The sequence below is a fragment of the Rhizobium cauense genome, from assembly GCF_019511525.1.
Lineage (GTDB): Bacteria > Pseudomonadota > Alphaproteobacteria > Rhizobiales > Rhizobiaceae > Rhizobium > Rhizobium cauense.
The window spans coordinates 20,574-44,407 of the sequence record NZ_JAEUAT010000006.1; the positions used below are offsets into that span (position 1 = coordinate 20,574).

Annotated in this window: 24 protein-coding genes, 1 pseudogene and 1 other annotated feature; of the genes and pseudogenes, 13 read left to right on the forward strand and 12 right to left on the reverse strand. The window is 56.8% G+C overall.

The window, feature by feature from the left end:
• Window positions 1–284: 284 nt before the first annotated feature.
• Window positions 285–1,751: a SulP family inorganic anion transporter gene (locus JNB88_RS13090; protein WP_220355816.1), complete on the reverse strand. Its 1,467-nt coding sequence runs from the start codon at window positions 1,749–1,751 to the stop codon at window positions 285–287.
• A gap of 69 nt (window positions 1,752–1,820) precedes the next feature.
• Window positions 1,821–1,876, reverse strand: a sequence feature (sul1 is cis-regulatory element that is thought to sense ions involved in sulfur or methionine metabolism; They are found in Alphaproteobacteria).
• A 177-nt stretch (window positions 1,877–2,053) separates the two neighbouring features.
• Window positions 2,054–2,960, reverse strand: a pseudogene (locus JNB88_RS13095) (LysR family transcriptional regulator).
• Window positions 2,961–3,064: 104 nt separating this feature from the next.
• Between JNB88_RS13095 and JNB88_RS13100 the strand changes: the two are divergent.
• The 7 genes from JNB88_RS13100 to JNB88_RS34590 all read left to right on the forward strand — a co-directional run bounded on the left by JNB88_RS13100 (window position 3,065) and on the right by JNB88_RS34590 (window position 8,212).
• A complete protein-coding gene (locus tag JNB88_RS13100) occupies window positions 3,065–3,274 on the forward strand; it encodes a helix-turn-helix domain-containing protein (RefSeq protein WP_220355817.1) in 210 nt (69 codons plus the stop codon).
• 67 nt (window positions 3,275–3,341) lie between these two features.
• A complete protein-coding gene (locus JNB88_RS13105) occupies window positions 3,342–4,319 on the forward strand; it encodes a helix-turn-helix domain-containing protein (protein ID WP_220355818.1) in 978 nt (325 codons plus the stop codon).
• A gap of 55 nt (window positions 4,320–4,374) precedes the next feature.
• Window positions 4,375–4,893 carry a hypothetical protein gene (locus tag JNB88_RS13110; RefSeq protein WP_220355819.1) on the forward strand — a complete coding sequence of 173 codons (519 nt, stop codon included), beginning with the start codon at window positions 4,375–4,377 and terminating at the stop codon, window positions 4,891–4,893.
• Between the two features lie 123 nt (window positions 4,894–5,016).
• Window positions 5,017–6,006: an AraC family transcriptional regulator gene (locus tag JNB88_RS13115; protein WP_220355820.1), complete on the forward strand. Its 990-nt coding sequence runs from the start codon at window positions 5,017–5,019 to the stop codon at window positions 6,004–6,006.
• A gap of 59 nt (window positions 6,007–6,065) precedes the next feature.
• Window positions 6,066–7,274 (forward strand): MFS transporter, encoded by a 1,209-nt coding sequence (locus JNB88_RS13120; protein WP_220355821.1) that lies wholly within the window; start codon window positions 6,066–6,068, stop codon window positions 7,272–7,274.
• 276 nt (window positions 7,275–7,550) lie between these two features.
• Window positions 7,551–7,805, forward strand: a complete 255-nt coding sequence (locus JNB88_RS13125; protein ID WP_220355822.1) for a type II toxin-antitoxin system VapB family antitoxin — start codon at window positions 7,551–7,553, stop codon at window positions 7,803–7,805.
• On the forward strand, window positions 7,805–8,212 hold the full coding sequence (locus tag JNB88_RS34590) for a type II toxin-antitoxin system VapC family toxin (RefSeq protein ID WP_420832186.1): 408 nt from the start codon (window positions 7,805–7,807) through the stop codon (window positions 8,210–8,212). The genes JNB88_RS13125 and JNB88_RS34590 overlap by 1 nt, the downstream gene beginning before the upstream one ends.
• Here JNB88_RS34590 and JNB88_RS13130 read toward each other — a convergent pair.
• From JNB88_RS13130 to JNB88_RS13140, 3 genes are all read right to left on the reverse strand, one after another.
• Window positions 8,121–9,155 carry a D-alanyl-D-alanine carboxypeptidase family protein gene (locus JNB88_RS13130; protein WP_338110989.1) on the reverse strand — a complete coding sequence of 345 codons (1,035 nt, stop codon included), beginning with the start codon at window positions 9,153–9,155 and terminating at the stop codon, window positions 8,121–8,123. The genes JNB88_RS34590 and JNB88_RS13130 overlap by 92 nt on opposite strands.
• A gap of 219 nt (window positions 9,156–9,374) precedes the next feature.
• Window positions 9,375–10,034, reverse strand: coding sequence for an HAD-IA family hydrolase (locus tag JNB88_RS13135; RefSeq protein WP_220355824.1), 660 nt, complete (start codon window positions 10,032–10,034; stop codon window positions 9,375–9,377).
• Window positions 10,035–10,196: 162 nt separating this feature from the next.
• Window positions 10,197–10,976, reverse strand: coding sequence for a thermonuclease family protein (locus JNB88_RS13140; protein ID WP_220355825.1), 780 nt, complete (start codon window positions 10,974–10,976; stop codon window positions 10,197–10,199).
• Between the two features lie 527 nt (window positions 10,977–11,503).
• On the opposite strand from JNB88_RS13140, the gene JNB88_RS13145 reads away from it, so the two are divergent.
• Complete coding sequence (locus JNB88_RS13145) at window positions 11,504–12,544, forward strand: porin (protein WP_220356076.1); 1,041 nt, start codon at window positions 11,504–11,506, stop codon at window positions 12,542–12,544.
• A gap of 264 nt (window positions 12,545–12,808) precedes the next feature.
• Here JNB88_RS13145 and JNB88_RS13150 read toward each other — a convergent pair whose 3' ends face one another.
• The gene (locus JNB88_RS13150) at window positions 12,809–13,600 is read right to left on the reverse strand and encodes an aldolase (protein ID WP_220355826.1); all 792 of its coding nucleotides are present in this window, start codon (window positions 13,598–13,600) and stop codon (window positions 12,809–12,811) included.
• Between the two features lie 13 nt (window positions 13,601–13,613).
• A complete protein-coding gene (locus tag JNB88_RS13155) occupies window positions 13,614–14,321 on the reverse strand; it encodes a haloacid dehalogenase type II (RefSeq protein ID WP_220355827.1) in 708 nt (235 codons plus the stop codon).
• Between the two features lie 89 nt (window positions 14,322–14,410).
• Here JNB88_RS13155 and JNB88_RS13160 point away from each other — a divergent pair, with 89 nt between their 5' ends.
• From JNB88_RS13160 to JNB88_RS13175, 4 genes are all read left to right on the forward strand, one after another.
• A complete protein-coding gene (locus tag JNB88_RS13160) occupies window positions 14,411–15,268 on the forward strand; it encodes a LysR family transcriptional regulator (RefSeq protein WP_220355828.1) in 858 nt (285 codons plus the stop codon).
• A gap of 148 nt (window positions 15,269–15,416) precedes the next feature.
• Entirely contained in the window at window positions 15,417–15,731 is a 315-nt protein-coding gene (locus tag JNB88_RS13165; protein ID WP_220355829.1) for an ArsR/SmtB family transcription factor, read from the forward strand.
• 89 nt (window positions 15,732–15,820) lie between these two features.
• Window positions 15,821–16,228, forward strand: a complete 408-nt coding sequence (locus JNB88_RS13170) for a PAS domain-containing protein (RefSeq protein ID WP_220355830.1) — start codon at window positions 15,821–15,823, stop codon at window positions 16,226–16,228.
• Window positions 16,229–16,350: 122 nt separating this feature from the next.
• Complete coding sequence (locus JNB88_RS13175; RefSeq protein WP_220355831.1) at window positions 16,351–16,566, forward strand: hypothetical protein; 216 nt, start codon at window positions 16,351–16,353, stop codon at window positions 16,564–16,566.
• Window positions 16,567–16,634: 68 nt separating this feature from the next.
• Here the strand turns inward: JNB88_RS13175 and JNB88_RS13180 are convergent, their stop codons facing one another.
• From JNB88_RS13180 to JNB88_RS13200, 5 genes are all read right to left on the reverse strand, one after another.
• Window positions 16,635–17,234 carry an Isoquinoline 1-oxidoreductase subunit gene (locus JNB88_RS13180; RefSeq protein ID WP_220355832.1) on the reverse strand — a complete coding sequence of 200 codons (600 nt, stop codon included), beginning with the start codon at window positions 17,232–17,234 and terminating at the stop codon, window positions 16,635–16,637.
• 1 nt (window position 17,235) lies between these two features.
• On the reverse strand, window positions 17,236–19,503 hold the full coding sequence (locus JNB88_RS13185) for a xanthine dehydrogenase family protein molybdopterin-binding subunit (protein WP_220355833.1): 2,268 nt from the start codon (window positions 19,501–19,503) through the stop codon (window positions 17,236–17,238).
• On the reverse strand, window positions 19,500–19,982 hold the full coding sequence (locus tag JNB88_RS13190; protein ID WP_220355834.1) for a (2Fe-2S)-binding protein: 483 nt from the start codon (window positions 19,980–19,982) through the stop codon (window positions 19,500–19,502). Before JNB88_RS13190 ends, JNB88_RS13185 begins: the two co-directional genes overlap by 4 nt.
• 438 nt (window positions 19,983–20,420) lie before the next feature.
• Complete coding sequence (locus tag JNB88_RS13195) at window positions 20,421–21,434, reverse strand: aldo/keto reductase (RefSeq protein WP_220355835.1); 1,014 nt, start codon at window positions 21,432–21,434, stop codon at window positions 20,421–20,423.
• Between the two features lie 219 nt (window positions 21,435–21,653).
• On the reverse strand, window positions 21,654–22,580 hold the full coding sequence (locus JNB88_RS13200; RefSeq protein WP_220355836.1) for a glycine betaine ABC transporter substrate-binding protein: 927 nt from the start codon (window positions 22,578–22,580) through the stop codon (window positions 21,654–21,656).
• A gap of 414 nt (window positions 22,581–22,994) precedes the next feature.
• On the opposite strand from JNB88_RS13200, the gene JNB88_RS13205 reads away from it, so the two are divergent.
• Window positions 22,995–23,453, forward strand: coding sequence for an MEKHLA domain-containing protein (locus JNB88_RS13205; RefSeq protein WP_220355837.1), 459 nt, complete (start codon window positions 22,995–22,997; stop codon window positions 23,451–23,453).
• The last annotated feature ends 381 nt before the right edge of the window (window positions 23,454–23,834 follow it).

The window sequence follows — 23,834 nt, forward strand, 5'->3', positions numbered from 1 at the left end:
GCCGTCGCGTGGGTGATTTCGGGCTGTCTTGGTCTAGGGGGTGGTGGGCGGCTAAGTTGAAATCACTTCGAGACCACACCCGTGAACTCGAGCAGGTCTAAAGTAACGAGCCCGGCAAGAGTAGAAGCTTCCGACTAGGCTCCTCATGTTTTTCGACTGGAACGTCGCCGGCAGTAGCGTGCTCCGCTCGTTACCCAAAGCTGAAAGAGGTGGCGCCTCTCGTCTCATCGGCCCCGATGGGACGCTGCCCACCAAAATTCGCAAGGACCACATCCAGGCGAAGATCAGACTTCCCTAGGCCGTGTTGGCCCCTCCAAACTTCCAATCAGGGTCGCGCTTGCATCGTTCAAACCTAGGACTTCCGTAGGAATATTATGGACCGTGAACCGTTTCACGACCCGATCGAGGGCCGCGACGGCTGTGATGTCCCAGAAGTGAGCCTGAGACACATCGATTATCACTGCACGGCCAACTGCTGCCTCAATGTCAAATGCGTCGATGAAGATATCTGCGGAGGCGAAGAACACCTGCCCTGATACTCGATATTTCACCTCGTTCCTGACATCGTCGATCTCGGTCTTCACCTGAAGCAGACGGGCCACCTTGAAGGTGAAAAACACCCCGCTCAACAAGACACCAACAGTTACACCAAGAGCAAGATTGGCGCTGAACACCGTGACAAGAACGGTCATCACCATAACCGCGCTCGACATCTTTGGATGGACCACCACAGTCCTTAGCGACGACCAATCGAACGTGTCGATCGACACCATTACCATGATAGAAACCAATGCTGCGACGGGAACCTGGGAAACCCATGGCTTCAGGAGGACCATCAGTACGAGCAAAAACGCACCGGCAAAAAGTGTCGAGAGACGTCCGCGGCCTCCGTATTTCACGTTGCTGACGGTCTGGCCGATCATGCCACAGCCCGCGATCCCACCAAACAGACTAGCAGCCAGATTGGCGATACCGAGACCTGTGCATTCCCTGTTCTTCGAGCTCGACGTGCCGGTGAGATCGTCGACGACGCTCGCCGTCATCATGGACTCCAGCATACCAACCATGGCGATGGCCAGCGCGGGCCCTGCGATTATCTTCAGGGTTTCCAACGTTACTGGCACGATGGGCCAGCTGAAGATTGGGAAAGAGTCCGGCAGTTTACCGAGATCCGCGACCGTCGTGACCGGAAGATGCAACGAGATCGATGCGGCCGTCAGAACGAGAATGCAAATCAACGGAGACGGAATCGCTGTTGTAATCCTGGGCACCAGATAGATGACAGCCAATCCCGCGGCCAGCATGCCATAAGATAGCCAGTCGCCACCGATGATATGCGGAAGCTGCGCTGCAAAGATGAGAATCGCCAAGGCATTGACGAAGCCGGTACGAACAGACTTCGACACGAACCTCATGAGAACGCCAAGACGCAGAAGTCCAAACGCAACTTGAAACACGCCTGCGAGCAATCCGGCAGCGAGAAGATATGGCAATCCGTGGGCATGAACCAGAGGAGCTGCGACAAGTGCAACTGATCCGGCAGCTGCAGAAATCATGGCAGGACGACCGCCGGTGAACGCGATGACGATGCCTATAACAAAGGAGGCGAACAGACCGACTTGCGGGTCAACGCCGGCGACAAAGGAAAAAGCAATAACCTCGGGGATCAGTGCGAAGGTTGCGACGGCACCGGCGAGCATCTCGCGTGTGGGATTGGCGGACCACTCCCGACGTATGGAAGAAAAATGCATAGTTGAATTCTCGCAAAGCATGGCGGCGCCCTCGTGTGGGACGGCCGATTGAATCGCATGCAGGTTTTGCGTGGTCTGGCGGATCGGCGGCCAGAAGAGCCACCCGGAGTTTCACCGGGTCCGTGGTGAGTGAATTTGTAATATCGCAATCTTTCCGCGATGCAACATGCAATCTCGGGGACTATCTGGATGCCCCGCGGCCTAAACAACCTAGATAGGGCTATAGATGCTTTAAGGATGGAGTGGCGGAAGGCAGCGAGCCCTGCTGCTGAAAATTCCACGGCAAAGGCGAGTCCTGGACCTTATGCGCGACTGCCGACTTTTCCGGGTCTTGCCAGTGACCGTGCGATATCGACGATATCGTCACGCGAGGCGGTTGGGTCCTCCTTGTTCCAGGCAACGCCAAGCCCGATCCGGAAGTCGACCCCCCTCACCTTCTTCAGTTCGAACGCACGGTTCGGAAGCTCAAGCGTCCATTCCGGCGCAAAGCCGATGCCAAGACCGGCCGAGACTAGCGATACCAAAGACCAGGTGTCGTCACAGGAATAGGCGATGTTCTTGGTCAGGTCGTATTCCTCGAACTTCTCATTGAAGTACCGTTCCGTGAACGACAGGTTCTGCCGGTTGAAGGCGATGATCTTCTGATCCCTCAGATCATCGATCGAAATGTCATCGCGCTTTGCCAGCGGATTGGAGTGGCCGACGGCCAGATAGTAGCGCTCATGGGCAATCGAGAAGAAGCGCAGCGAGCCAATGTTTTCGACCGGGCGGATGAAGCCGAGATTGATCTGGCCACTCTCCAGGTTGCGGATGATGTCGCCGGTATTGCCCGACGAGATATGGATGCGGACATCGGGGAACTTGCGGGCGATCTTCGACAGGAACGTTGGCAGCATACCCGATGGTGGCGGGATAGACGGTGCCGATCCTGATCTGGCGGATGCGGCTGCCGCCGGCAGCCCTGGTCAGCTCGGTGCCGAGCTCGACCTCGCTGAGGATGCGGACACAGCGATCGTAGAAGGTTTCCCCTGCCCTGGTCAGTTCGACCCGCCTGGTCGAGCGGATGAACAGGGCACAGCCAAGCTCCCGTTCCAGCGACATGACATGATTGCTCAGCGCTGGCTGGGCAATCCGCATCTTGGCTGCCGCCCTGCCGAAGTGCAGTTCCTCGGCCACCGCTTTGAAGTATGAGAGTTGGCGCAGTTCCAAAGCCGGCACTCCTCCAGGCAAAATATCTGTCCACGCGACATCGATATCGATTTTTGTAGAGTATACTCCGTGGAGAAATACTCCACAAGAATTTTCCTGCTAAAATGGAAATTCGGGAGACATTCGCGCGGAACTTGAGGCGAATGCGACAGGCCAGCGGCATGTCGCAGGAGGATCTCGCGCACAAAGCTGAGATTGATCGGACGTACGTAAGTTCGCTCGAGAGAGCGGTCTACAGCCCAACTATCGAAGTCGTCGACAAGCTCGCCAAGGCACTAGGCACCGACGCCGCCGAACTACTCAAGAAATCCTAGCGGTCGCGGAGACAAAGGGTTGGGGCCTCGGTGTATTATCCCGCCCCTTCGGACGACACTCGATCGCATGCGCTTATTGACACAATTCGTGTCTCCGTTCATATCCAATACAGACACTACCGATGACGAGAGACTTCGTATGGCTGACAGAATCAGGCTGACGATAGGAAGATTCTTTGCCAAGTTTGACACGGTGCCGACCTCGACGCTGGCTAACAAGCTCGGCGTGAACGACAGAACCATGCAGCGAATGCGCGACGGAACCAATGAGCCGAGTGACGGCACTCTCCGTAGAATGCTCGAGCTCATCGATGCCCACGACGCCGAAGCCCTTGCAACCGATGAAGAACGACTAGCCCGTGCAGAGCAGCTTCGGGCCAATCACGAAAAGCGCCAACGCGACATTGCTCTTTCCGCATACAAGGACAATAGGGAAAAGCGTTACCCGCGGTGGTTCGATAGAGTGATCGCCAACATGAATGCTGGGGATTATCAGCAGGTCATTGACACCATCTTGGACCACCTGGATGACCCGATCACCAGCCCTTCCATTCCCAAGGAAGCATATCCATACATTGTGCATGCGCTCGGCACGGCATTCTACCGGACGGGCCGCAATCTTGAAGCCTCCCAGTATTCGACAGAAGCCATTGTCGCTCTCAATAAAGCTCATCCGAACGACAAACCCACCAAGCTTGAAGCTTGGTGCATCATCATTCGAGGGCTCTCAAAGATGAGGATGTGGCGGACCAGAGAGGCGTTTGCCGACTTTGAAGAAGCCATCCTTGTCGATCGCGAGGTGGATGGAGGCTATTATAACGCGCTTTGCTGCGCGAGCCTTCTCAATGCTGAAGACCTCGTGGGGCTGTGGACAGGAAGGTACATCGAAGCGGCTGCGCGGTTTGGCTTCGATGACATAAACGATGTCCTTGACCGCGTCGAGAATGACAAAGATCTTGACTTCTTCAGGAAGCTGCCCATCTTTAAAGACTTCAAGGAAAGGCTTCTTCAGATCCAATCAGAGAAGCAAAAACGGAGCAAGTGAGATGCTGAGAGACAAGCCAGGGTGGGTCACCAACGGCTGAGAGCAAGGGCGCTAGATGTCCAAAGAAAAATTCGTCGTTCCTACACAGGCGGATACGCGGCTTCGAACGCGTATCCGTAAAAGGCTTAGGCGGCTTTTCCATTCGAGTTCCACGCTTTCAAACGAAAGCCTTCCCAATCGCTGGTTAGCTGGTGGAGTGGCGTGGATTGCGAGCGCGGTCTTTTCATTCAGTGTCCTTATAAACTTCATTCCGAAGTTTTTCCCCGGTATCGGGTTCAGTTACACTCAGTTGGCACTCATTTCCCTCGGGGTGGGTTTTCTGCCTGCGCTTTGGGTTTTCCTTTACATCACACATTCGAAAACCGTGTTGAAGCGCGGCTTCCTTGCTGCAGCATTCATGACCCTCTTTGCGATTGTCGGGTATTCGTTCAAGATTACAGCAGACAGTGGTACCGGAAAGCCTGTATCTATTGTTGCCGAGGCAACTCCTCTGCAGGGATGGTCCATCGTGGCGGCCATCGCGGTGGTTACCCTTCTCTTCTTTGCCATGATCAATGAATCCAAAAGCTCCTGAAACTAGACAGCCATTCCAACCCTCGTCCTAAGGTTACGGCGGAAGGCGCGAGCGATCGCAGACACAACTGTATCGCGGAGCGTCGTGCTTGAATGCCGGACGGCTTATACCTAGATTGGTCAAATGCTTGACCCTTCGTCTCGACCCTTGTCGCCGTCAAATATCCCAATGGATGCGCTGAGCGAAGTCTTGCAGGACTTTCGCTTGAGCGGGGTCAATTACGGGCGCTGCGAGCTCAGGCATCCCTGGAGCATCACCTTTCCGCCTCAACCCTTGCTTCGTTTCCACTTTGTCAGCCAGGGTCCATGCTGGATCCATACCGAACCCCAGGGATGGCAGGAGTTGAACGATGGCGATCTGGTGTTGCTGCCGCAAGGCATAGAGCATCGATTGGCCAGCGCACCTGATGTAGAGGGTGATTGCCTCAAAAGCTGTCACATAACTCGGGTGGGGAGCAACGTCTGCGAAGTGGTACGGGAGGGAACGGGTGCAACAAGCACACTCTTTTGCGGCTCCATGGCTTTGGGCGCTCATGCACTGAACCCCTTGATCGCTCTGATGCCACCGATCATCAGGGGCTGCGATGTGGCCGGCAACGACCCTGTGGTTGCCCCCTTGCTGGCAGCCATGTCGGCGGAGGCGACACATCCTCAAATGGGGAGCGCTACTGTGTTATCGCGAATGGCGGACTTGCTGACTGCACGGCTCATTCGCTGCTGGGTCAATTGCAGCGGGGTCTCGACCACAGGTTGGCTCGCCGCCATCCGCGACCCTCAGATTGGGCGTGTGTTGGCAGCTATGCATCGAGACCCTGGCCGTAACTGGACCGTGGAAAGCCTCGCCGGCGTGGCAGGCCAGTCGCGCTCCATCTTTGCCGAGCGCTTCAGCGCTATTTTGGGGGAAGGCGCGGCACATTATCTCGCTCGCCTGCGCATGCAGCTTGCCCGCGAGTTGCTGGGGCAGAATGGCCTTTCCGTTGCCGAGGTCGCTTCACGGTTAGGCTATGAATCCGAGGCATCTTTCGCGCGCGCTTTCAAACGGATCACAAGCGTCTCGCCGGGCGTTGTGCGTCGCACAAATTCCGGACGAATGGACATGGAATTCGGATTATAGGGTACATATAATCCTGATTGGTTCGTCTATCACGTCTCCTATCTTAAGGAGGCACACCTATGACGGACACAACATCACAGCTTGACGGCGCAGAACTTGGCCTGGATACCGCTGAGCCAACCACGTGGAACGCGGCGACCTGGTTTGCGGTACTTTCTATGGCGGCCACCAGCTTTGCACTGGTATCGGCTGAGTTCCTGCCGGCTGGCCTGCTGACGCCGTTGGCGCGAGATCTCGGGATTACAGAGGGAACGGCCGGCCAGGTTGTTACCGCTACCGCTTCCGTCGGTGCGGTCACTGCCCTACTGAGCAATGTTCTAATCGGGAGATTGAATCGCAAGACGGTGCTAGTCGATCTCAGCGCATTGGCCATTGCATCCAATATTCTTGCAGCGCTAGCGACCGATTTTTGGCTATTGTTGCTCGGCCGGGCCGGTCTGGGCATAGCGCTTAGCGGGTTTTGGGCACTCTCAGTTGCCGTCGTGGCGAGACTAGTCGGCGACACTGCGACCGGCCGGGGCATGGCTATCGTCACACTCGGCGTGTCACTTGCCACGATAGCTGCCCCATCGCTGGGTGCTTTGATCAGCGACTGGCTGGGGTGGCGTAGCGCCATGGCAATGACAGCGGGGCTTGCCGCGTTTGCAATGCTGCTGCAAGCGCTCAGCTTGCCAACACTGCCGGCAAGTACGAGCAACAGTCTCGCCGATGTTTTCCGGCTCACACAGCGGCGTGGGGTACAGCTTGGAATGCTGGCTATCCTCTTGCTTATGACCGGCCATTTTGCTGGCTCGGTTTATGTGCGTCCCTTCCTCGAAAAGGTGACCCTCCTTGAAACCGGATCGATCGCCGTTGCCCTGCTTGGGTTTGGTATCGCCTCCGTGATCGGCAACGTCGCAGGTGGCCGCATGGCCGACGCCAGTATCCGTTTGGCGCTCGCGGTCACGGCAGGGTTGATGGCTTTTGCTGCACTGACACTGGTACTTTGGGGCGCTCATACTGGCGTCGCCTTCGCCCTCGTCACACTTTGGGGATTCGCCTTCGGCATGGCGCCGGTCGTACTGCCCACCAATCTTTCCCGCGGGGCAACGGACGCTCTGGAGGCCGCAGGCAGCCTGATGGTCGTCTCTTTTCAGGTCGCCATTAGTATCGGCGCGGTGTTCGGCGGTTATGTCGTGGACCACTACGGCGCTGTTGGGCCTCTGACGCTTACCGCCATCCTCGCTGCCTCAACCGTCGCTCTGGCATCAATGAAGCCTAGCAGTTGATCGTGGCTTTGGGTTGACCAGTAAAACCATTGGACTGAGGACTTTGTGAGACCAGCTTGCCTTGGCGCTTCGCGAGCAAGAGACTATTGCGTCGCGAAGCGCCGGGCTCACAGCCTGTCGCCCTCCCCGCTTACAGATTGGGAGCCGTATCGACGGTTAAGGATTGGGAGTTGCAAGTGGTACAAATCCAGCCAAAACGGCGTTGAGGTCGTTTCACGGGCACGGTGATCGTTCTCAGGTACAATAAAGACCACCAGGAACCTCGGACGACAAAAGATGGCGCTAATTATCAAGGACCACGACACCGAGCAACTCGCCCGTACCCTTGCACAACGGACTGGTGAAAGCATCACACTAGCGATCAAGCGCGCCCTCGAAGAACGCCTGCTACGGCTTAACTCCGACGGGCGCAAATTCACGCTCCTTGAGGACCTTCAAGCAATCCAGCGACGCTGGAATACCATGCCAGTGCTGGATCACCGCACAGCCGACGAGATTCTTGGCTACGACGGAAATGGACTGCCATCCTGATGGTCATTGATACCTCCGTCCTTGCCGCGATCGCCTTCAATGAGCCGGAAGGCAAGACCTTCCATGAGCACATCGCAGATGACCCATCCGCCTGGCGCTCCAAGGCGGACGTAGAAATCGTCCCTATCACCGCGGAACACTCTTATAATGCGCGGCGGGCCTGGCATAGGTTTGGCAACGGCCGTCATCCCGCCAGCCTCAACTACGGCGACTGCTTTTCGCAAAAGGGAAGGCCGGTCACGTTAGCGCATGGCCGACCTCATGAACGAAGTGTCGACGATAAATCGAGAAGCACCACCAGTCGCGGCAGTCGCCTCAGCCAGCGGGACCAGTCTGTTGTTGAGCGAGTGCCGGACGTGGAGAGGGGATTGGCACCTCTATCACGCTGCTGTTCGCCCACGAGTTGATCGCATGAACCTGCTCCGGCATCTCGTCCCGTAGGAAAGTTTCGTGACCCGGAAGCCCCATTGGATAAAGGGCGTTGCGGCTTGCCTCATAAGCAGCGCTCTGGTCAGTGCATAGACGTAAACGCATGTCCTGCGGCCTGACATCTGCCCTGTTTTTCAGCTCGTCCACGAGACCTGAACTGGAGGAAAGACGGCCCTCGAAAGCCTGCGTAAGGTATTGCGCAGATCGCTCGTTGCGTTCCCGTTCAGTGGTGGCCCCAAGAATGACCACCATCACCCGCCTTCCGTCCTTCTGGGCGATCCCGACATAGTTCCTTCCGGACGCGCAGAGAAATCCTGTCTTCATTCCCACCGTGCCGCTAAAGCGAGTAAGTAGAAGATTGTTGGACTTGATCTTCTTTCCGTCGATTACAACTGCCGACGCTCGGAAGAAGCGGCTGTATTCAGGGTACTGCCGGTCCACCTCCATTCCAAGAATCGCGAGATCGCGAGCAGTCGAATAGTTGTTGCGGTCGAACAAGCCGTTCGGACTGGAGAAGTGGGTGCCGGTCATTCCAAGACGCGCAGCTTCCTCGTTCATTCGCTTCACAAACGATGGCTCGTTGGAAGCCACTGTTTCCGCCAAGGCAACCGCCACATCGTTTGCCGAAGCGGTAATCGTGGCAAAGAGGGCATCTTCAAGTGTCATGGTCCGGCCCAAGGTTAGCCCGGACTCCAAAAACGCCTGTTTCACCGAGTTCTTTGTCATGGTGACCGGCGTCGTGAGTGACACATCGCCGGCACGAAGCGCTTCGAATACGACGAGCGCCGTCATCAACTTGGTTGTTGAAGCAGGATACCATGGCACTCCGGCATCTTCCTGATAGAGCACCTCGCGATTACTGGTATCTACGACGAGTACAGGCGTCGCCATAACAGGCGTCGCCACCAACAGCGAGATCACCGGAAGCGAGGCCCTGAGCAATGCTCTCGCTGTCGATATCATCGTCATGGCTGTCTCCAAAGTCGTACGGTTCTACCGATCAGCCGGTGTTATCCAGTAGACAGCTATCGTAAGCAACCAGCTTCCGACGCGCCCACGCGATGTGCTGCTCAACTTTTTGTGCTCAGAGTCCGGGATGGGGGAAAATCCACATCACGTAGGGCAAGCCGGTCTCCGCTCCTAGCCGCGTCGCGCCCAATGGAGGGCCAGAGAACCTTCTACCAGCGAGGCGCTAAGACCTGAGTAGTCAGCTACTGCCGGCCGGTTCTGCAGCGTTGCACTGTTGGTGTGGGTAATCACGACAACAGAGGCACCAGCAGCCTCCGCAGCATGTATCCCCGCGTCAGCATCCTCAAACACCAGGCAGCGCGCGGGATCAACGGAAAGAAGCTTTGCACCAGCAAGAAAAGGATCGGGCTTTGGCTTTCCTCGCTTTACGTCCTCCGCGGCAATGATGGCCTTCGGTTGAGGCAAGCCGGCTGCAGCGATCCGCCTCAACGCAAGTTCCTTTGGCGCAGATGTTACGACTGCCCATTTCCCGCTGGGGAGCGACTTCAGAAATTCGATCGCTCCCGGGATAGGAACAACGCCCTTTAGATCCACGAGTTCGCGTTCTGTGATTTCGGCCGCAGCCTTCTGCGGATCAATGCCCGAGGCACCAAGGTCAGACATGGTGTCCTCTACCCGCCGACCATGATAGGGAGGTGTTGGAATTCCGTTCTCCCTAGCCCAGTCTCCCCAAACTCGCTCCGATGCAGCGCTGGAGTCGAGGATTGTTCCGTCCATGTCGAACAGGAATGCGTCAAAGGACTGGGATTCAATCGGGTTGGACGACAACATTACTTCTTCTGCCTAGTGAATGAGTGATTGAAGGATAGCGGCCCGTCAGGGTGCCATCGCCCATCCACACGCAATCTGTCAAATCACACGAAATATCCGATAGTAAAACTAAAATCTTTTAGCTGTCTGCTGAACGTAGCGTCCAAGAGACACCCAGTAGAACTATCCACACCATGGCCGCGGCGTGGGCGGGCATTTCGCTTTGCTGCACACGAACGGCACAGCCAGCCCCTCCCCGACCATAATGCTGCTCACATCCCGCCCACTGACGTAGAGAACCGCACAGGAGCGACCGTAATTGCAACGGTCTGTTCCCTCTGTCCCCGGTATGCACGCGCATGGAACCCTGGAGAGATTGACTGGTCCGGCTCTCACCAATTCCTTGAGACGGTCCGTCGCACGATCTCCGAGTTCCTTTTCGGATGCACATCTGGGACTGAACACCTCGGGCGCATTGTAACCGACGAGCCTGGTGCCATTAACCTCACCATCTACGTGAATCGTGTCGCCGTCTGTGACGCTGAACCTCGATGAAGAAAAGTCGCTACTGGCGGATGACGGCGGTGCGCTTACCACGTCGAACTTGTGTCCTGTGATGACCTGGAAACACGCAATCACGGCAAGGAGGACCAACACCGCCACGAGTATCTTCTGGCTCCAGGTCAGCCGATGCGAACGCCGCTTACGATACTTGGGCCGGAAGTTGCCAGGCTGACGATGGGGGAACTGTGCTGACGTCCTTTGCCGAAGGGTAACCACATTGGAGCGAGAGCCCAATACCTCGAAGACTTTGCTCCATTGCTTCTCGGTGAGAGTGAACCTGTCGCCGCCGCGGTCAATACGCGCCAAAATGTCGTTCAGGAATGTTCGCTGCCACGCATTGAGGTCAGAACGACGTAGCGCGGCGTCGATGTCGCTTCTAAGATTCTTGGCAGTTTCCATCGATCACCGAATCCGTTTGACGGATTTTAGTCCCGAAACAACTAAAAGATGCCTTCTGCTACAAAAGCCTCCGTGTTCGCAATGGTGACAGTGGCCCGCAATTGGCGGAATGAGGCCTGGGCTTTAGCCCTGTTCCGCTGGATTGGCGACTGCGCAACGGTCGCTTTGCGCCGTTCCATAGCTGAGGCTTATCAATCCTCTGAAATCTAGATTTGCCAATCCGTCTGATGCACAGCGAGGTAGCGCAGGGAACTAGCCAAAATCCGACGTGTCATGACGTTCGTTTTCGACAAGGACATGCCGCGTTCAAAGTAGTTCCCATTGGGGTGTCTCAACGGAGTTAGGGGGTAATCCGTGCACGTTTCACGTCGACAAAATCAAACATAGTCGATGCATTCCATAGAATGCTGATACAGCCGCTACGCTGAAACGGAGGCGTTTCCGCGGAAGCTCAACAAAAACGGGAAAGGTTATGCCGTTTTCGGCAGCGATGACCTGTGCCCAATCGAAAGAAGATTGAATTGACTATGAACATTAATATGATGCTTATGAGCTCGGCGGCAGCATTGGCTGCCTTCTCGAGCGCCCAGGCTGCAGACGCCATCGTTGCTGCCGAGCCGGAGGCGGTCGAATACGTCCGCGTTTGCGACGCTTACGGAAGCGGCTACTTTTACATTCCGGGCACCGAAACCTGCCTGAAGATCAGCGGTTACATCCGTTTCCAGACCAACGGCGGCCCAAACGCCAGCGCAACCATTGGCAACGGCACCACTGTCGCCAACAACTCGGATTGGGACGCCTACACGCGTGGCCAGGTGCAATTCACTGCGAAAAGCGACACCGAGTACGGTCCGCTGACGGGCGTCATTGTTTATCAGCTGAACGCCGACAATGCTTCATCACAGCTTGCGAAGCTCGACTCGGCTTACATCGACGTCGCCGGCTTCCGCGCCGGTCTGTTCTACAGCTGGTGGGACGATGGTCTCTCGGGCGAAACGGACGACATCGGCAGCAAGGTTACGCTGCACAACTCCATCCGTTATCAGTACGAAGCCGACAACTTCTACGCCGGTATCAGCGTTGATGAACTGGAAGACGGCTACTACAGCACCGGCGAACGTCCGAACAACGTCGGCGTAGCAATCGGCATCGGCGGCAAGGCTGGCGCATTCGGCTACCAGATCACGGCCGGCTACGATGTCGACAACGAGGAAGGTGCGGTTCGCGCCATGGGTACGGTTGCTATCGGTCCGGGCAACCTCGGCCTCGCAGGTATCTATTCCAGCGCTCCGAACTCCTACTACCAGGCTGCTGAGTGGGTTGTCGCCGGCGAATACGCGTTCAAGGCTACCGACAAGCTGAAGATCACCCCCGGCTTCCAGTACTACGGCAACTACGGCATCGTCGCTGGCGACTTCAACGACGACAACGACGCCTGGAAGGTTGGTCTGACGGCTGACTATCAGATCGCCGACAACATCTATGCCAAAGCCACCGTCAATTACCTCGACCCGGACACCGGCAACGACGTAACGACGGGCTTCTTCCGCCTTCAGCGCGCATTCTAATCAAACGTGGCGCCGCGTTTCCGAGATGGCTAAGGACAGGCGCAAGGAAACGCGGCCCGATCGAATTGACTTCGAGGTCTACCTTCGAAATGCCGAAGAGGTTTTTCAGGACCCATCTTTGCGACAATTGATGCCTTGCAACGACATCACCTGTAGCGAATGGTTGGAGAGAACGGCTTGGGGCTCTGAACCCTATCGCCCCTCTTCCAATACGCTCAATGACAGCTGGCAAGACAAAATCAGAATTCTAGGCCTTTATCGCATTTAGTCGCGATATTCCGGCTCATGCCGGTCGAGCACACGCCGGATGCTCTCCAGATGCATGCGCGCACTTTCCGGATCCCCTTCGCGCATCTGCCTAGCCACCCGCGAAGCAATTTCTGGTGATACCGGCAAGAGTTTGCGCCCGGAACCCATGGCCTTCAGCTGAACTTCGGCAGCCCGTTCCAGATAGTATAGATCGTCCCAAGCCTCCGCGATGTTCGGCGCGCAAACCATGACACCATGGTTTCTCATGAACAGGATGTCCTTGTCTCCAAGAACCGAGGCAATCCTGTCACCCTCGCCTTCATCAAGGGCAAGGCCATTATAGTTCTCGTCGACTGCCACGCGCCCATAGAATTTAAGCGCCGTCTGCCCTGCCCAGACCAACGGCTCGCCCTCCACCATGCTGAGCGCGGTCGCATTCGGCATGTGAGTGTGGAAAGCCGCCCCGGCACGCGGAACCATCTTGTGCAGCCGCGCATGAATATAAAAGGCGGTCGCCTCCGGGAAGCCATCGCCAGCCACCACGTTGCCATCGAAATCGCAGATGAGCAATGACGATGCCGTTGCCTCCTGAAAGGCCCAGCCCAAGCGGTTGACGATAAAGAGATCCGAATGCCCAGGCACGACAGCGGAAAAATGATTGCAGATCCCCTCTTCGAGCCCAAGACGGGCTGCCGTCCTCAGGCACGCAGCAATATCCCTTCGCGCTTGCCAGATCTCATCCGTATCCAATGAGACGTTCCGCCGCAAAGCGGGTTGCGATGACTTAATGTCGAGTTCGTGTGCCATGTGGTTTCCTCAGCTAAGCTTTCATCCATCCTGCCGCCGTGAACAGTGCGGGTACCCTGTCGAGCGTCGGAACGATTTCATCCGGCTGATAGTCCGGCAGCGGTTTACGCCCCGTTCCGCGATCAACCCAGACTGAACGAAATCCGAGTTCACGAGCCGCCGCAAGGTCCAGATGCGGGGAGGCACAGATATGCACGAAATCGTTCATGCCAATGCCGAGGCTGCTCCAGGCGTGGCGGAATATTTTGGCGGACGGCTTATAGGCTCCTGCTTGCTCCGCAGTGATAACCCGGTCGACGTGACCGCCGAGCTGGGCGACATTGCCGGCTATGATAGCGTCGTCCGTGTTCGAGATGATGGCCAGACGAAAACCGGCGGCCTTCAGTGTCTCAAGGGTGCCGACGACTTCCGGGAAGGGTGGCATCTTGCCGATCGACGATGTTAGGATTTCCGCGTCCCTGGGATCAAAGGTCAGTCCCAGTTCACCCATGGCCCCCTGAAGGGCAAGTCTGCTCACGTCGGCGAAAGTGCGGTGAGGTCGCTCTTCCTCCAGCGCATGTTCGTAGCGGTCATAAACCGAGATGAAGTCCCGTTGGTTGATGCCGCTGCCCTTTGGCTTGAGTATTACTTCCATCGCAGCGAGAAGCCCCTCGTCCCATTGGATCAGGGTTCCATAGCAATCAAACGTCAGCCACGTTGGTTTAGGTCCGGCAAGTGTCATCGCGTAATCTCCATCAAATACCCAGACATTGACAAAACCTCCCGACATTGAGAAATTAAATCTCTCAATCCACATTATTGAAAAATCAAATGAGCTTTGGATTTGATCTCGATCTGTTGAAGACCTTTGTTGCGATCATTGATTGCGGCGGCTTTACGAAAGCAGGCGAACGGGTTCACCTGACGCAATCGACCGTAAGTCAGCAGATAAAGAAGCTTGAGTCCAATCTCGGCGTCGTTCTGTTGCATCGGGAAAAGTCAACGGGCAGTGTCGAAACGACAGAAGAAGGTGAGCTACTTCTGAGTTATGCGCGACGGATGCTCGCGACGGCGGCGGAGGCGGCGGAGGTCATGCGACGACCGTCTGCGCCGCGTACGGTCCGCCTTGGTGTGCCAGAGGACTTCGCAGGACGGCGCCTCATCGATTTGCTATCAGGATTTTCGGCCGCGTCGCCCCAAATCAGGCTTGATACGGTGAGTGGTTGGAGCACTGAGCTACGTCGATTGCTTGATGCGGGCGAGATCGACTTGGCATTGATCAAGCGTGAGCCAGGAGTTGGGGGGTGTATTGCGAGCTGGGCTGAGGAGCTTATATGGGTAGGGAGCGCGACCGGGGCGGTCGAAACCGATCCGGTTCCACTGGCTGTCTTTCCGGTTGGTTGCATTTACCGGGATCGCGCCATTCGCGCGATCGAGCAAAGCGGCCGTCGCTGGAGGATCGCCTACACCAGCCAGGGCCTTATGGGCGTTCAGGCAGCAGTCGCCTCCGGTCTTGGTATCAGTCTCCTGCCTTCAGACGCAGTCCTTCCGGAACATCGAAAACTTGAAGCGTCGGAAGGCTTCGGTGATCAGCCTGCATCGGAATTAGCCTTGGTGAAGGGACGAGCAACACTGTCTGCCGAAGCAAAATCCCTTGGGCATTTTCTAACCGACAATCTGCCGTCCTGAACGACCGATAATTCGGTATAACTCTGCTCACTTGCTCGAAGGTCATGCCGGCCGGTTGGTGTATCCCCAAAATGCTGTGTTGGTGGCACTAGCGCAAACGCCATCTTACGTATAAGTCACTGCTGACTTAACTGGCTGGTGAATTGAAATGCATGATGACTCGGCGTTCGCTGAACAGGCGAAGCTGCTTGCCCTACTTGCCAATGAAAAGCGGCTACTCATTGCTTCCCATATTTTAAGCGGCGAACTGAGCGTTAACGACCTCGCCGAAAAGGTTGGGCTCTCGCAATCGGCTCTTTCTCAACATCTTGCGAAATTTCGCGCAGCCAAGGTCGTGACCACCCGACGTGACGCGCAGACGATCTACTATTCGACGTCACACGTTGGCGTTTGCAAACTCCTGGAAGTCGTTTCGCAGCTCTTTGAGCCGGGCGATAGCCGGATGGGCGTCAGGGCAAAATAACTTCTGGATGTCGCACACTTCTCTTAAAGGTCAACTTGCGGGCGCCTCCGGCTAGAGGCATGCTTTGCGAAATGGCAATAGGAGGACGAATGGCTCCGGATGCAAAGCATCACTTCATTACCCACATCTCGGGTGAACGAATGCCTGACGCTGGCCTATTTACGTGGGATATGAACGCCGATCTCCTATATGCGGATGGCGCCCTGGCCGAGTTGTTTGGCCTTGATCCGAAGGCGACAGAACGGGGATTACCGGTTCAGAGCTATCTCGATCGTGTTCATCCTGATGATGTGGCAACATTGGCCAAGCAGATAAGCGATGCCATTGTAGCCGAACATCCAACTGTGCAGCACTATCGGTCACAGAAGGCGGATGGTTCCTACGTGCAGGTTTCGGCATTCGGCCGGTGCTTTCGGGACCGCGATGACAATCCGGCCCACTACGCCGGTATCGTGGTGCCAGACGAAACCTCCGAGTTTGCCGGCACCACTCACTGAAGCACGACACTACTCTCTAATGACTCGACGGCTAGCCAGGGCCAGGGACCGATTTCCACTTTTGATGTAGCGATCGCGGGGGCATTATAAGGGCGCCACCAACCTTTGATGGAGATCGGCAAATGCATACCTTCACCGTAATCGTGACGAATAAAGTTCAGGCCGACACGGAAGAAGAAGCGGCACTGCTTTTCTATCAAGAATTATCCGCAGGACCGCCGCCGCTAACCTTTCGCCTAAGCAACGAAGTGGGCCAAACAACAGAGTTGGTGCTTGATCGTGCAAAGGCGGAGGAGTTTGCACGCATGGACCATACCGCTGATCCGGGCAACTGGTAGACAACGCGGCCCCCAAACTCCGCAGGAGTGCTCTGCGGACGATCTTTTGCAGGCAATAATCGAATAACCTACATGGGACATGCCGCTCCGCTTTCGATCCAGGCTTTCGTCAGCGCGGCAAATATGTCCTGAGAACCGGGTGCGGGCTTTCGCCCCTCCCCTGGGTGCCAGGCCGATCCGACGAGGGCGTCGGTCGCATGGTGGTGTTCGATGTCCGCCAAGCTTCTCTTTCCATTGCGTGCTGGATCTTTCAGTTGCTCGCAAATCTGAGCATGCGACAAACCGATCCATCCCATGCTCTTTGGCGCAAGCCTCCAGGGCACGTGTCCAGGAATCGAACCCGGTGTGCCCACGAACTTGACGGGCTCGTCGCCGTGGCAGGATGAACAGCGTAGGCCGGGCGGGCCGAAGTCGCCGTCATCCCATCTAACGACTGGTGGCATGTGGAGGTGCGAGTCCTCGCCTTGTCTGGGGCGATTGTCGACCGGATGGCAGTTAATGCATCTCGGATCGGTAATGACCTTTGTCATCTCTTCAAAGATAGCCACCGAGCGCTCCGAAGGGTTCTTGATAGTATCAAAATCCTTCGGCGACCGGAGAGCTTCCTGCGCCGCTGTCTCGCCGACCGTAAGTGCGAAGAGGAGTGTAAGTGCCAAGCGTGCGTGCATGTCACACCTCCAGAGCTTTGATGATCGCTTCGGGACGGATGGGTAGGGCCCGAACGCGGGCACCCACCGCATCGAAGATCGCGTTACCGATGGCTGGAGCTACAGTTATTACACCCGGCTCGCCAAGGCCGACGGGCATATGATCGTTTTGAACGAACTCGATATCGATCTCGGGAACATCCTGCATCCGAACAGGGGTATAGGTGTCGAAATTCAGATCGCGGGGGAGACCCCGTTCAAAGGCGGTGCCTTCGTGTAGGGCAATCGAGAGCCCCCAAAGCATCCCGCCCTCGATTTGCGCCAGCGCTCCTCCGGGGTGGGCAAGGGTTCCGGCGTCTACCACACTTGTGAGCCGCTTCACATTGACCTGGCCCGTTCCCCGATCAACCCCAACATGCGCAACCGTAGCGCTCCATGTCGGCATTGTGCGCTCCTGACCAGCTGCCAATGCTATCCCCAGCCCCTCGTCTTTCGGAAGATTGCGGCGATCGTTCCAACCCGACTTCTGCAAAGCAAGGTCGAGCACATTGCGAAGGCGAGCCGCGCCATCGACTGCATGGGGGACCTCGCCAGCATTTCTGCCCCTGCCCGTTAAAAGCGATCTCCGATATTCGGCAGGGTCACGACCGAGCCGATGAGCAACTTCATCAATGTGGGTTTCGAGAGCCCAATAGGTGTAGCCTGGCGCAACGGAGCGCAGGTAACCTGGAAGGAAAACGGACTCACCGACCTCGTTGCTGATCGCTCGAATGTCTTGAAAGGCTGCATCATACCAATGATCCGCCCCGCTTATGGCAAAGAGATCAATCTTCCCCTTTCCGTCGAAGGCATCGGCAAGGAAACCCGGATTCTGGATCTTGGTCGGCCATCCTGATGCGCCCCGGTACTCATAGGATTGCAAGGAACCGTCCGCCGCCGTCGATGTCCGGATTACCTGGACGGTCGGCGATCTTGGCTGACAGAACTTTGTGTCATCTGGTCGGGAGAACAATAGCTTGACCGGACGTCCGACCGCTTTTGCCGTTAAGGCTGCCGGGACAACGAACTCACAATAAAGCCGCCGTCCAAAGCCCCCACCGAGATACGAACTCTCCATCCGCACGTTCAGTGGTTCGACCCCCAACGCCCGCGCGACAAGTGGCTGGGTAACAGAAGGGTGCTGATCGCTCGTGTGTACGCGCCACTGATCGCCATCGGCCCACACGAGCGCGTTAATTGGTTCCAGGGGCATCTGCAGCACCGATCCAGTGATGTAGGTTCCTTCGAAGACCTCACCCTTCTCTCTTGGAGGCTCTCCTTCCCGATAAAATAGCGATCCCGCCCCCTCCATTGCGGTAAGGCGGCGACCCTCGTCCAGGATCTCCTGTTCACCCAGCTCGCTAGCAGGACCGCTGCTATAGGTGACCTCTATCAGATCCGCGGCGTTCGACGCCGCCGGCCAATCCTTTGCAATGGCTACAAGCCAACCCTGGCAAGTGCCTGTTGGGTCGTCAATCATGACCGTCTGGAGGTAGCCCGGGACCTCCCTGGCCTTGTCATCTTTCCACGAGACGATTTTGCTTCCGTATCTGGTGGGCGGCATAATCGGCCGAGCGTAAACCATATCCGGGACGTGTCGGTCGATGCCAAACACAGCGGTTCCGTCTACCTTGGCGGGGATATCACGGGCATCAACATCTCTGTTGAGCAGGCGGCGCTCGGACGCGGGCTTCAGCTTGATGTCTTCAAGCTCCTTTGCAGCAAAAACCCTGCCAGCAGTCCCGGCCGACACGATTTCCCCGTAGGTCACCGACTGATCGCCGGAACGGACCGTGCTGTTGAGCGCACTGCAGTCTTTCGCAGCCACCCCAAGCATCTTCGCCCCCGCTTCGATCAAGGCTAGGCGGCCCGCCGCACCCGCCCGACTGAACGGAAGGAAACTGTGGTTCACCGACCACGACCCTCCCGTAATCATGTAGCCCCACTTTGGATCGAGATCGACGTGCACCACCTCAACGTCTTCCCATTTGGCCTCAAGTTCTTCTGCGACAATTCTTGCGATCGCCGTTCCGACGTGTTGGCCCATTTCCGCGAGTGGGACGTGAATAAGAACACGACCGTCGCCTTGTATGACGTACCAGATGGTGGGGCTATAGCCCTCGCTGTTGCCTGAGATCATCGGCACGGCCGCAACCGACTCTCTTGAAAGGAACCCTGTCGCAAGGACAGCACTTCCTACAGATGCGAGAAACCAGCGCCGCGAAACGTTAAAGTCGGAGCGGATGTTCATTGCGCCAACTCCTTGCCTGCCTGCGCTGCAAGCTTGATCGCCTTGCGGATACGGATGTACGCCATGCAACGACAGAGATTTCCTGCCATCGATGCCGTTATTTCTTCATCTGTTGGGTCGGGGCTTTCGCTGAGGAGGGCTGCCGCCTGCATGATCTGTCCGGATTGACAATAACCACACTGAGGTGCTTGAGCCTCGATCCAAGCTTTCTGGACTGGATGAAGCTCCCCCGGCTTTCCATGAGTGGCCGCCAGACCTTCGATGGTCGTGACGGTCGCACCCTCCAGTGTTGAAACGGGCGTGACACAGGAGCGGCGGGACTGCCCGTTGACATGGACGGTGCAGGCACCGCATTGCGCAACCCCGCAGCCAAACTTCGTTCCCGTCAGAAGCAATTGATCCCGGAGCGCCCACAGAAGTGGCATATCGCCGTCAACGGTCAGTTCTACTGGATTGCCATTCAATACGAACGAAATCATTGTCCACCTCTCAATTCACGGTATCGGCGTCCCCTTCGCCTGATTTCCGACATCCTCCAGGAACGTCCAAAACGCATCCGGGAAATGTGGAACATTCGGGGGGCATGGGCCCGTTAAAGGTTGGGAAATCGGGTGAATTTTGTCTTCTGCCAACGCTTGACGAAGGTGCGGTGAATGCGCAGGTCGGGGCTCGCATCCGCCGCCTCACGACATGAAATCGAATCCATGTGGTTCTCACCCCTGGAGATGGGTTCTGGTAGAGCGAACGTCCATCGCCATTCAGAAGCTCGGACGTTGTCACGTTCCAACGACTTATAACGGCCCCTTCTCCGGCCAGGAGTGGAATCCGTCGCTGTCACGATAGTCGGGCGCTGGCAAGCAGAGCATCGCAACAAGCAGCGGAAGTCTCGCATCACACCCCGCTACCCAGCTGGGCCCCTATCGATCAATCGGAAGAGGAGCTTCAGGGGACACCAGTCGTTCACGCCGCAACTCCTGCCAGAACTCTGGGGGAACAGGCGTTTTCAACGCCGCGTGATCCTCCGCAATGCGCTCCGGCTTGCTCGCACCCGGGATGACGGCGGCGGAAGCTGGGTGTGCCAGACAGAACTGAAGGGCAGCGGCCTTAATGGGTACGTTATAGCGTGCGGCGGTCGCTTTGATTTTCTCGACTTTTGCGACTATCGCCGGTGGCGCTGCAGCGTATTCGAAATGCGCTCCGCCGGCCAGAATTCCCGAACTGTAGGGCCCCCCAACGACAATCTGAACTCCTTTTTCGACCGCTGCAGGCATCAGTCTCTGCAGGGCATACTCGTGATCGAGGAGCGTGTAGCGACCCGCCAGCAGCGCGCCATCAGGTTTTGGGTCAGATAGACCAAGCATCAGTTCAACGGGTTCGACCTTGTTGACACCGAGCCCCCACCCCTTGATGACCCCCTGGTCTCGAAGACTATCAAGGACTTTCATCGCCCCAGTGCGTGCGGTCTCGAACATACCCAGCCACGCATCGCCGTGAAAATCCTGCGCGATGTCATGAATCCAGACGAAGTCGATGCGATCAACGCCAAGTCGCTTGAGGCTGCCCTCGATCGAACGCATGGTTCCGTCGGCTGAATAGTCGTTGATGACCTTGTTTTTGCGCCCGTACTGAAACAGGGTGCCTTTCTCGCCGAACTCCTGGGGACCGCTGACGATCTCATCGAGGATGATCCGACCGACTTTGGTGCTCAGAACGTAATCATCCCGCTTCCGCCGTGCCAGATTTTTCCCAAGCCGAATTTCCGCTAGCCCTGCCCCATAAAACGGGGCGGTGTCGAAGAAGCGGGTTCCCGCGTCCCAGGCCGCTTCAACCGTCGCGTCAGCTTCGTCGTCGGGAATATTCCGAAACATGTTTCCGAGCGGGGCCGTGCCGAAACCGAGTGGTCCCGCGACCAACGTGCCTTTAATGGTCATGGAGATCTCCCGTGAAGAATTATAGACTCTTGAAAACTAGCTCACCGTCAAGCGGCGCGCGCGTTAAGGCTCGCAAACTCGCGTGAAAAGTAAGTCGGGGAGCAGCGCTTCGAAACAAACGCTCGTCATCCGTGCCGGGGCCATCAAGTCGCCCATGCAATTGGTCGCCGGACATCCAATTGCATCCGTGGGATATTCGGCCGCCTCTCTCCGCTGGCACTAGACCTCGAACCAACGTTCTACTTCGTCGGAATTCGCCGTCATCCAACGACGCGCCGCATTGCGGGGCGTAAGCCGCTCTACATTCACAAACCAGTCCATTTCGGTGACCGCTTCTGTCTCGAGGTGAATGCGGCTCAGCGTCGTTGCCGTTGCATGCGGAAGCCCGGCAAACCGAGAGCGTGAACCAACCAACGATGCGCGGTTACTCTTGCCTAGCACGCCTTTGGGATCGTCCAGTGCCCTGAGACGGCCATCGCGATTGAGAAATTGCGGCGTCCAGGTAGGGAACACAAACCAACGTCGATCCGAGATCCCATTGCGGTAGGCGTCAATCCAGTCCTTCTGGCTCCCGTAGTGAAGCGAATACCCCACCTGCTCCAGGCCATAGTCTCTGATGGCAGTCTCCGAGAAGGCTGTAATTGTTGCCCCGGGTCCTATCCCCTGGATCATCCTCGTCATTTTTTGGGCGACATCCGGCTTTGTCAGGTCAGCGATCGACATAACCGCTTCAGGCGGTACGTAGTCGGGCACAGCCCAAAAGAAGCGCGCACCGTCGTATAATCTGGCAACTTCCAGGGCCCCTTTCCCATACTGATCCCAATATCGAGCGTGCCCTTCCGGTAGCCACGCCGCTGCCATCAGGTCGATGGAACCTTCGCCCAATAACGGGAAGATTTTCTCATGGGGCCCTTCCTCCACCACCACAGAGTAACCTAGCCTCTCAAGAGCTTCCTGCACGACAGCTCCGGTTACGGCATAGAAACTCAACGATACCTGCCCGAGGACCAGTGTCTTGTCTGCCGCCGCCTTGGCGCGCGCGGTACCTCCCAGAACCGCAACGGCTCCCGCTACCAGGATTTGGCGGCGTGTAGGCCTGCTCGCCGCCGGGGCATTTTGCCTAAGACACGGTGCGTCGTTCGTCATCCAACCAGCGATCCCATCGGAAGTCGGTACTAAATTCCAACGCTACATCCGGCTACCCTCATAAACCCGCGAAAAGATGTTAAACGACGTGAAGTCTGTGCCGACGCTTTCGGCATCCATCCGGGCACTACGAACTGTTCGCTCGAGCCGCCCTTCCCAAACGGAGGCCGGTCCTGGCCTGACTATCGAAAGGAACAGGCAGACTATACGCCAAGCTAGATTGGCGCCGGTGTCGGCTCCGGCTAGAAGGCGTTGAGCCTTCAAGGCGCAAGATAAGACGCCGAGGAATGAGAGAAAGCTACAGGTCGGGTGCCAGTGTTACAGCGCAAACCGTCTTGAGTATCAGCGACACCCGACAGACATTCTTTTAACGGATCACGGGCATTTCAAGGGTCGACCACGAAAGGAACTGACATGAAACTGAGCGACGGGGTTAACCCATACGATCCGGCGTTTTTCGAACTTCTGACCGGAAGTTTTAAACGCCTGGTGGGAAGGCCCTTGGTCGAACAGGATCGGGGACCCGAATGGCTCTACGGTGACGCGCCCTTCGTGGTGGTCGCTCACAACACGGATACCGACCCGACCTTCGTCTACGCAAACCTCACTGCGCAACGAGTGTTCGGATACAGCTGGTCCGAATTCACGAAGTTGAGGTCGAAGCTGTCTGCCGGCCCAAGCGAGCGGAGCGAACGTCAGGCTCTCCTGGATGCGGTGGCTCAAAACGGCTTTATGGCGGGCTATCGCGGGCTTCGTGTTACCAGGTCCGGAGGGCATTTTTGGATGGAGGACGGGATCGTTTGGCAGTTGCGGGGCAGCAACGGCGAAGACTTCGGACAGGCAGCGATGTTCTCCAAATGGACTGATGTCTAGCCATTGGAGCGTCATGGGAAAATGATAGAATGACGACGAGGGTTCAGTGCCATACTCCCTAAGAGAGTTCGCCCGGATATGTGCGCGGGCTGAAGCGCGCGGGTTCGAAGTCGAGCAAGGCAGTTGCGCTTCTCGCCGCAATGAAGCTGCAAAAGCTAGACCGCAGGAAGAATTCGTTTCCCAAGGATTTGCGACGATTAACTCGTTGACCCTGTAACCATCAGGCATAGTCCCTCGTGAAGTCACTATCGTTTGGGTCTTGGAATGTTCCGGAGATAAGATATCCCCGAAGAAGGTGCGCACCCCAATCCGCCCGATCTTCCTCGGCTGAGTTTCACATCCTTGATACCGGACACTTCGCCTTCGAAGACAAGCGGATGA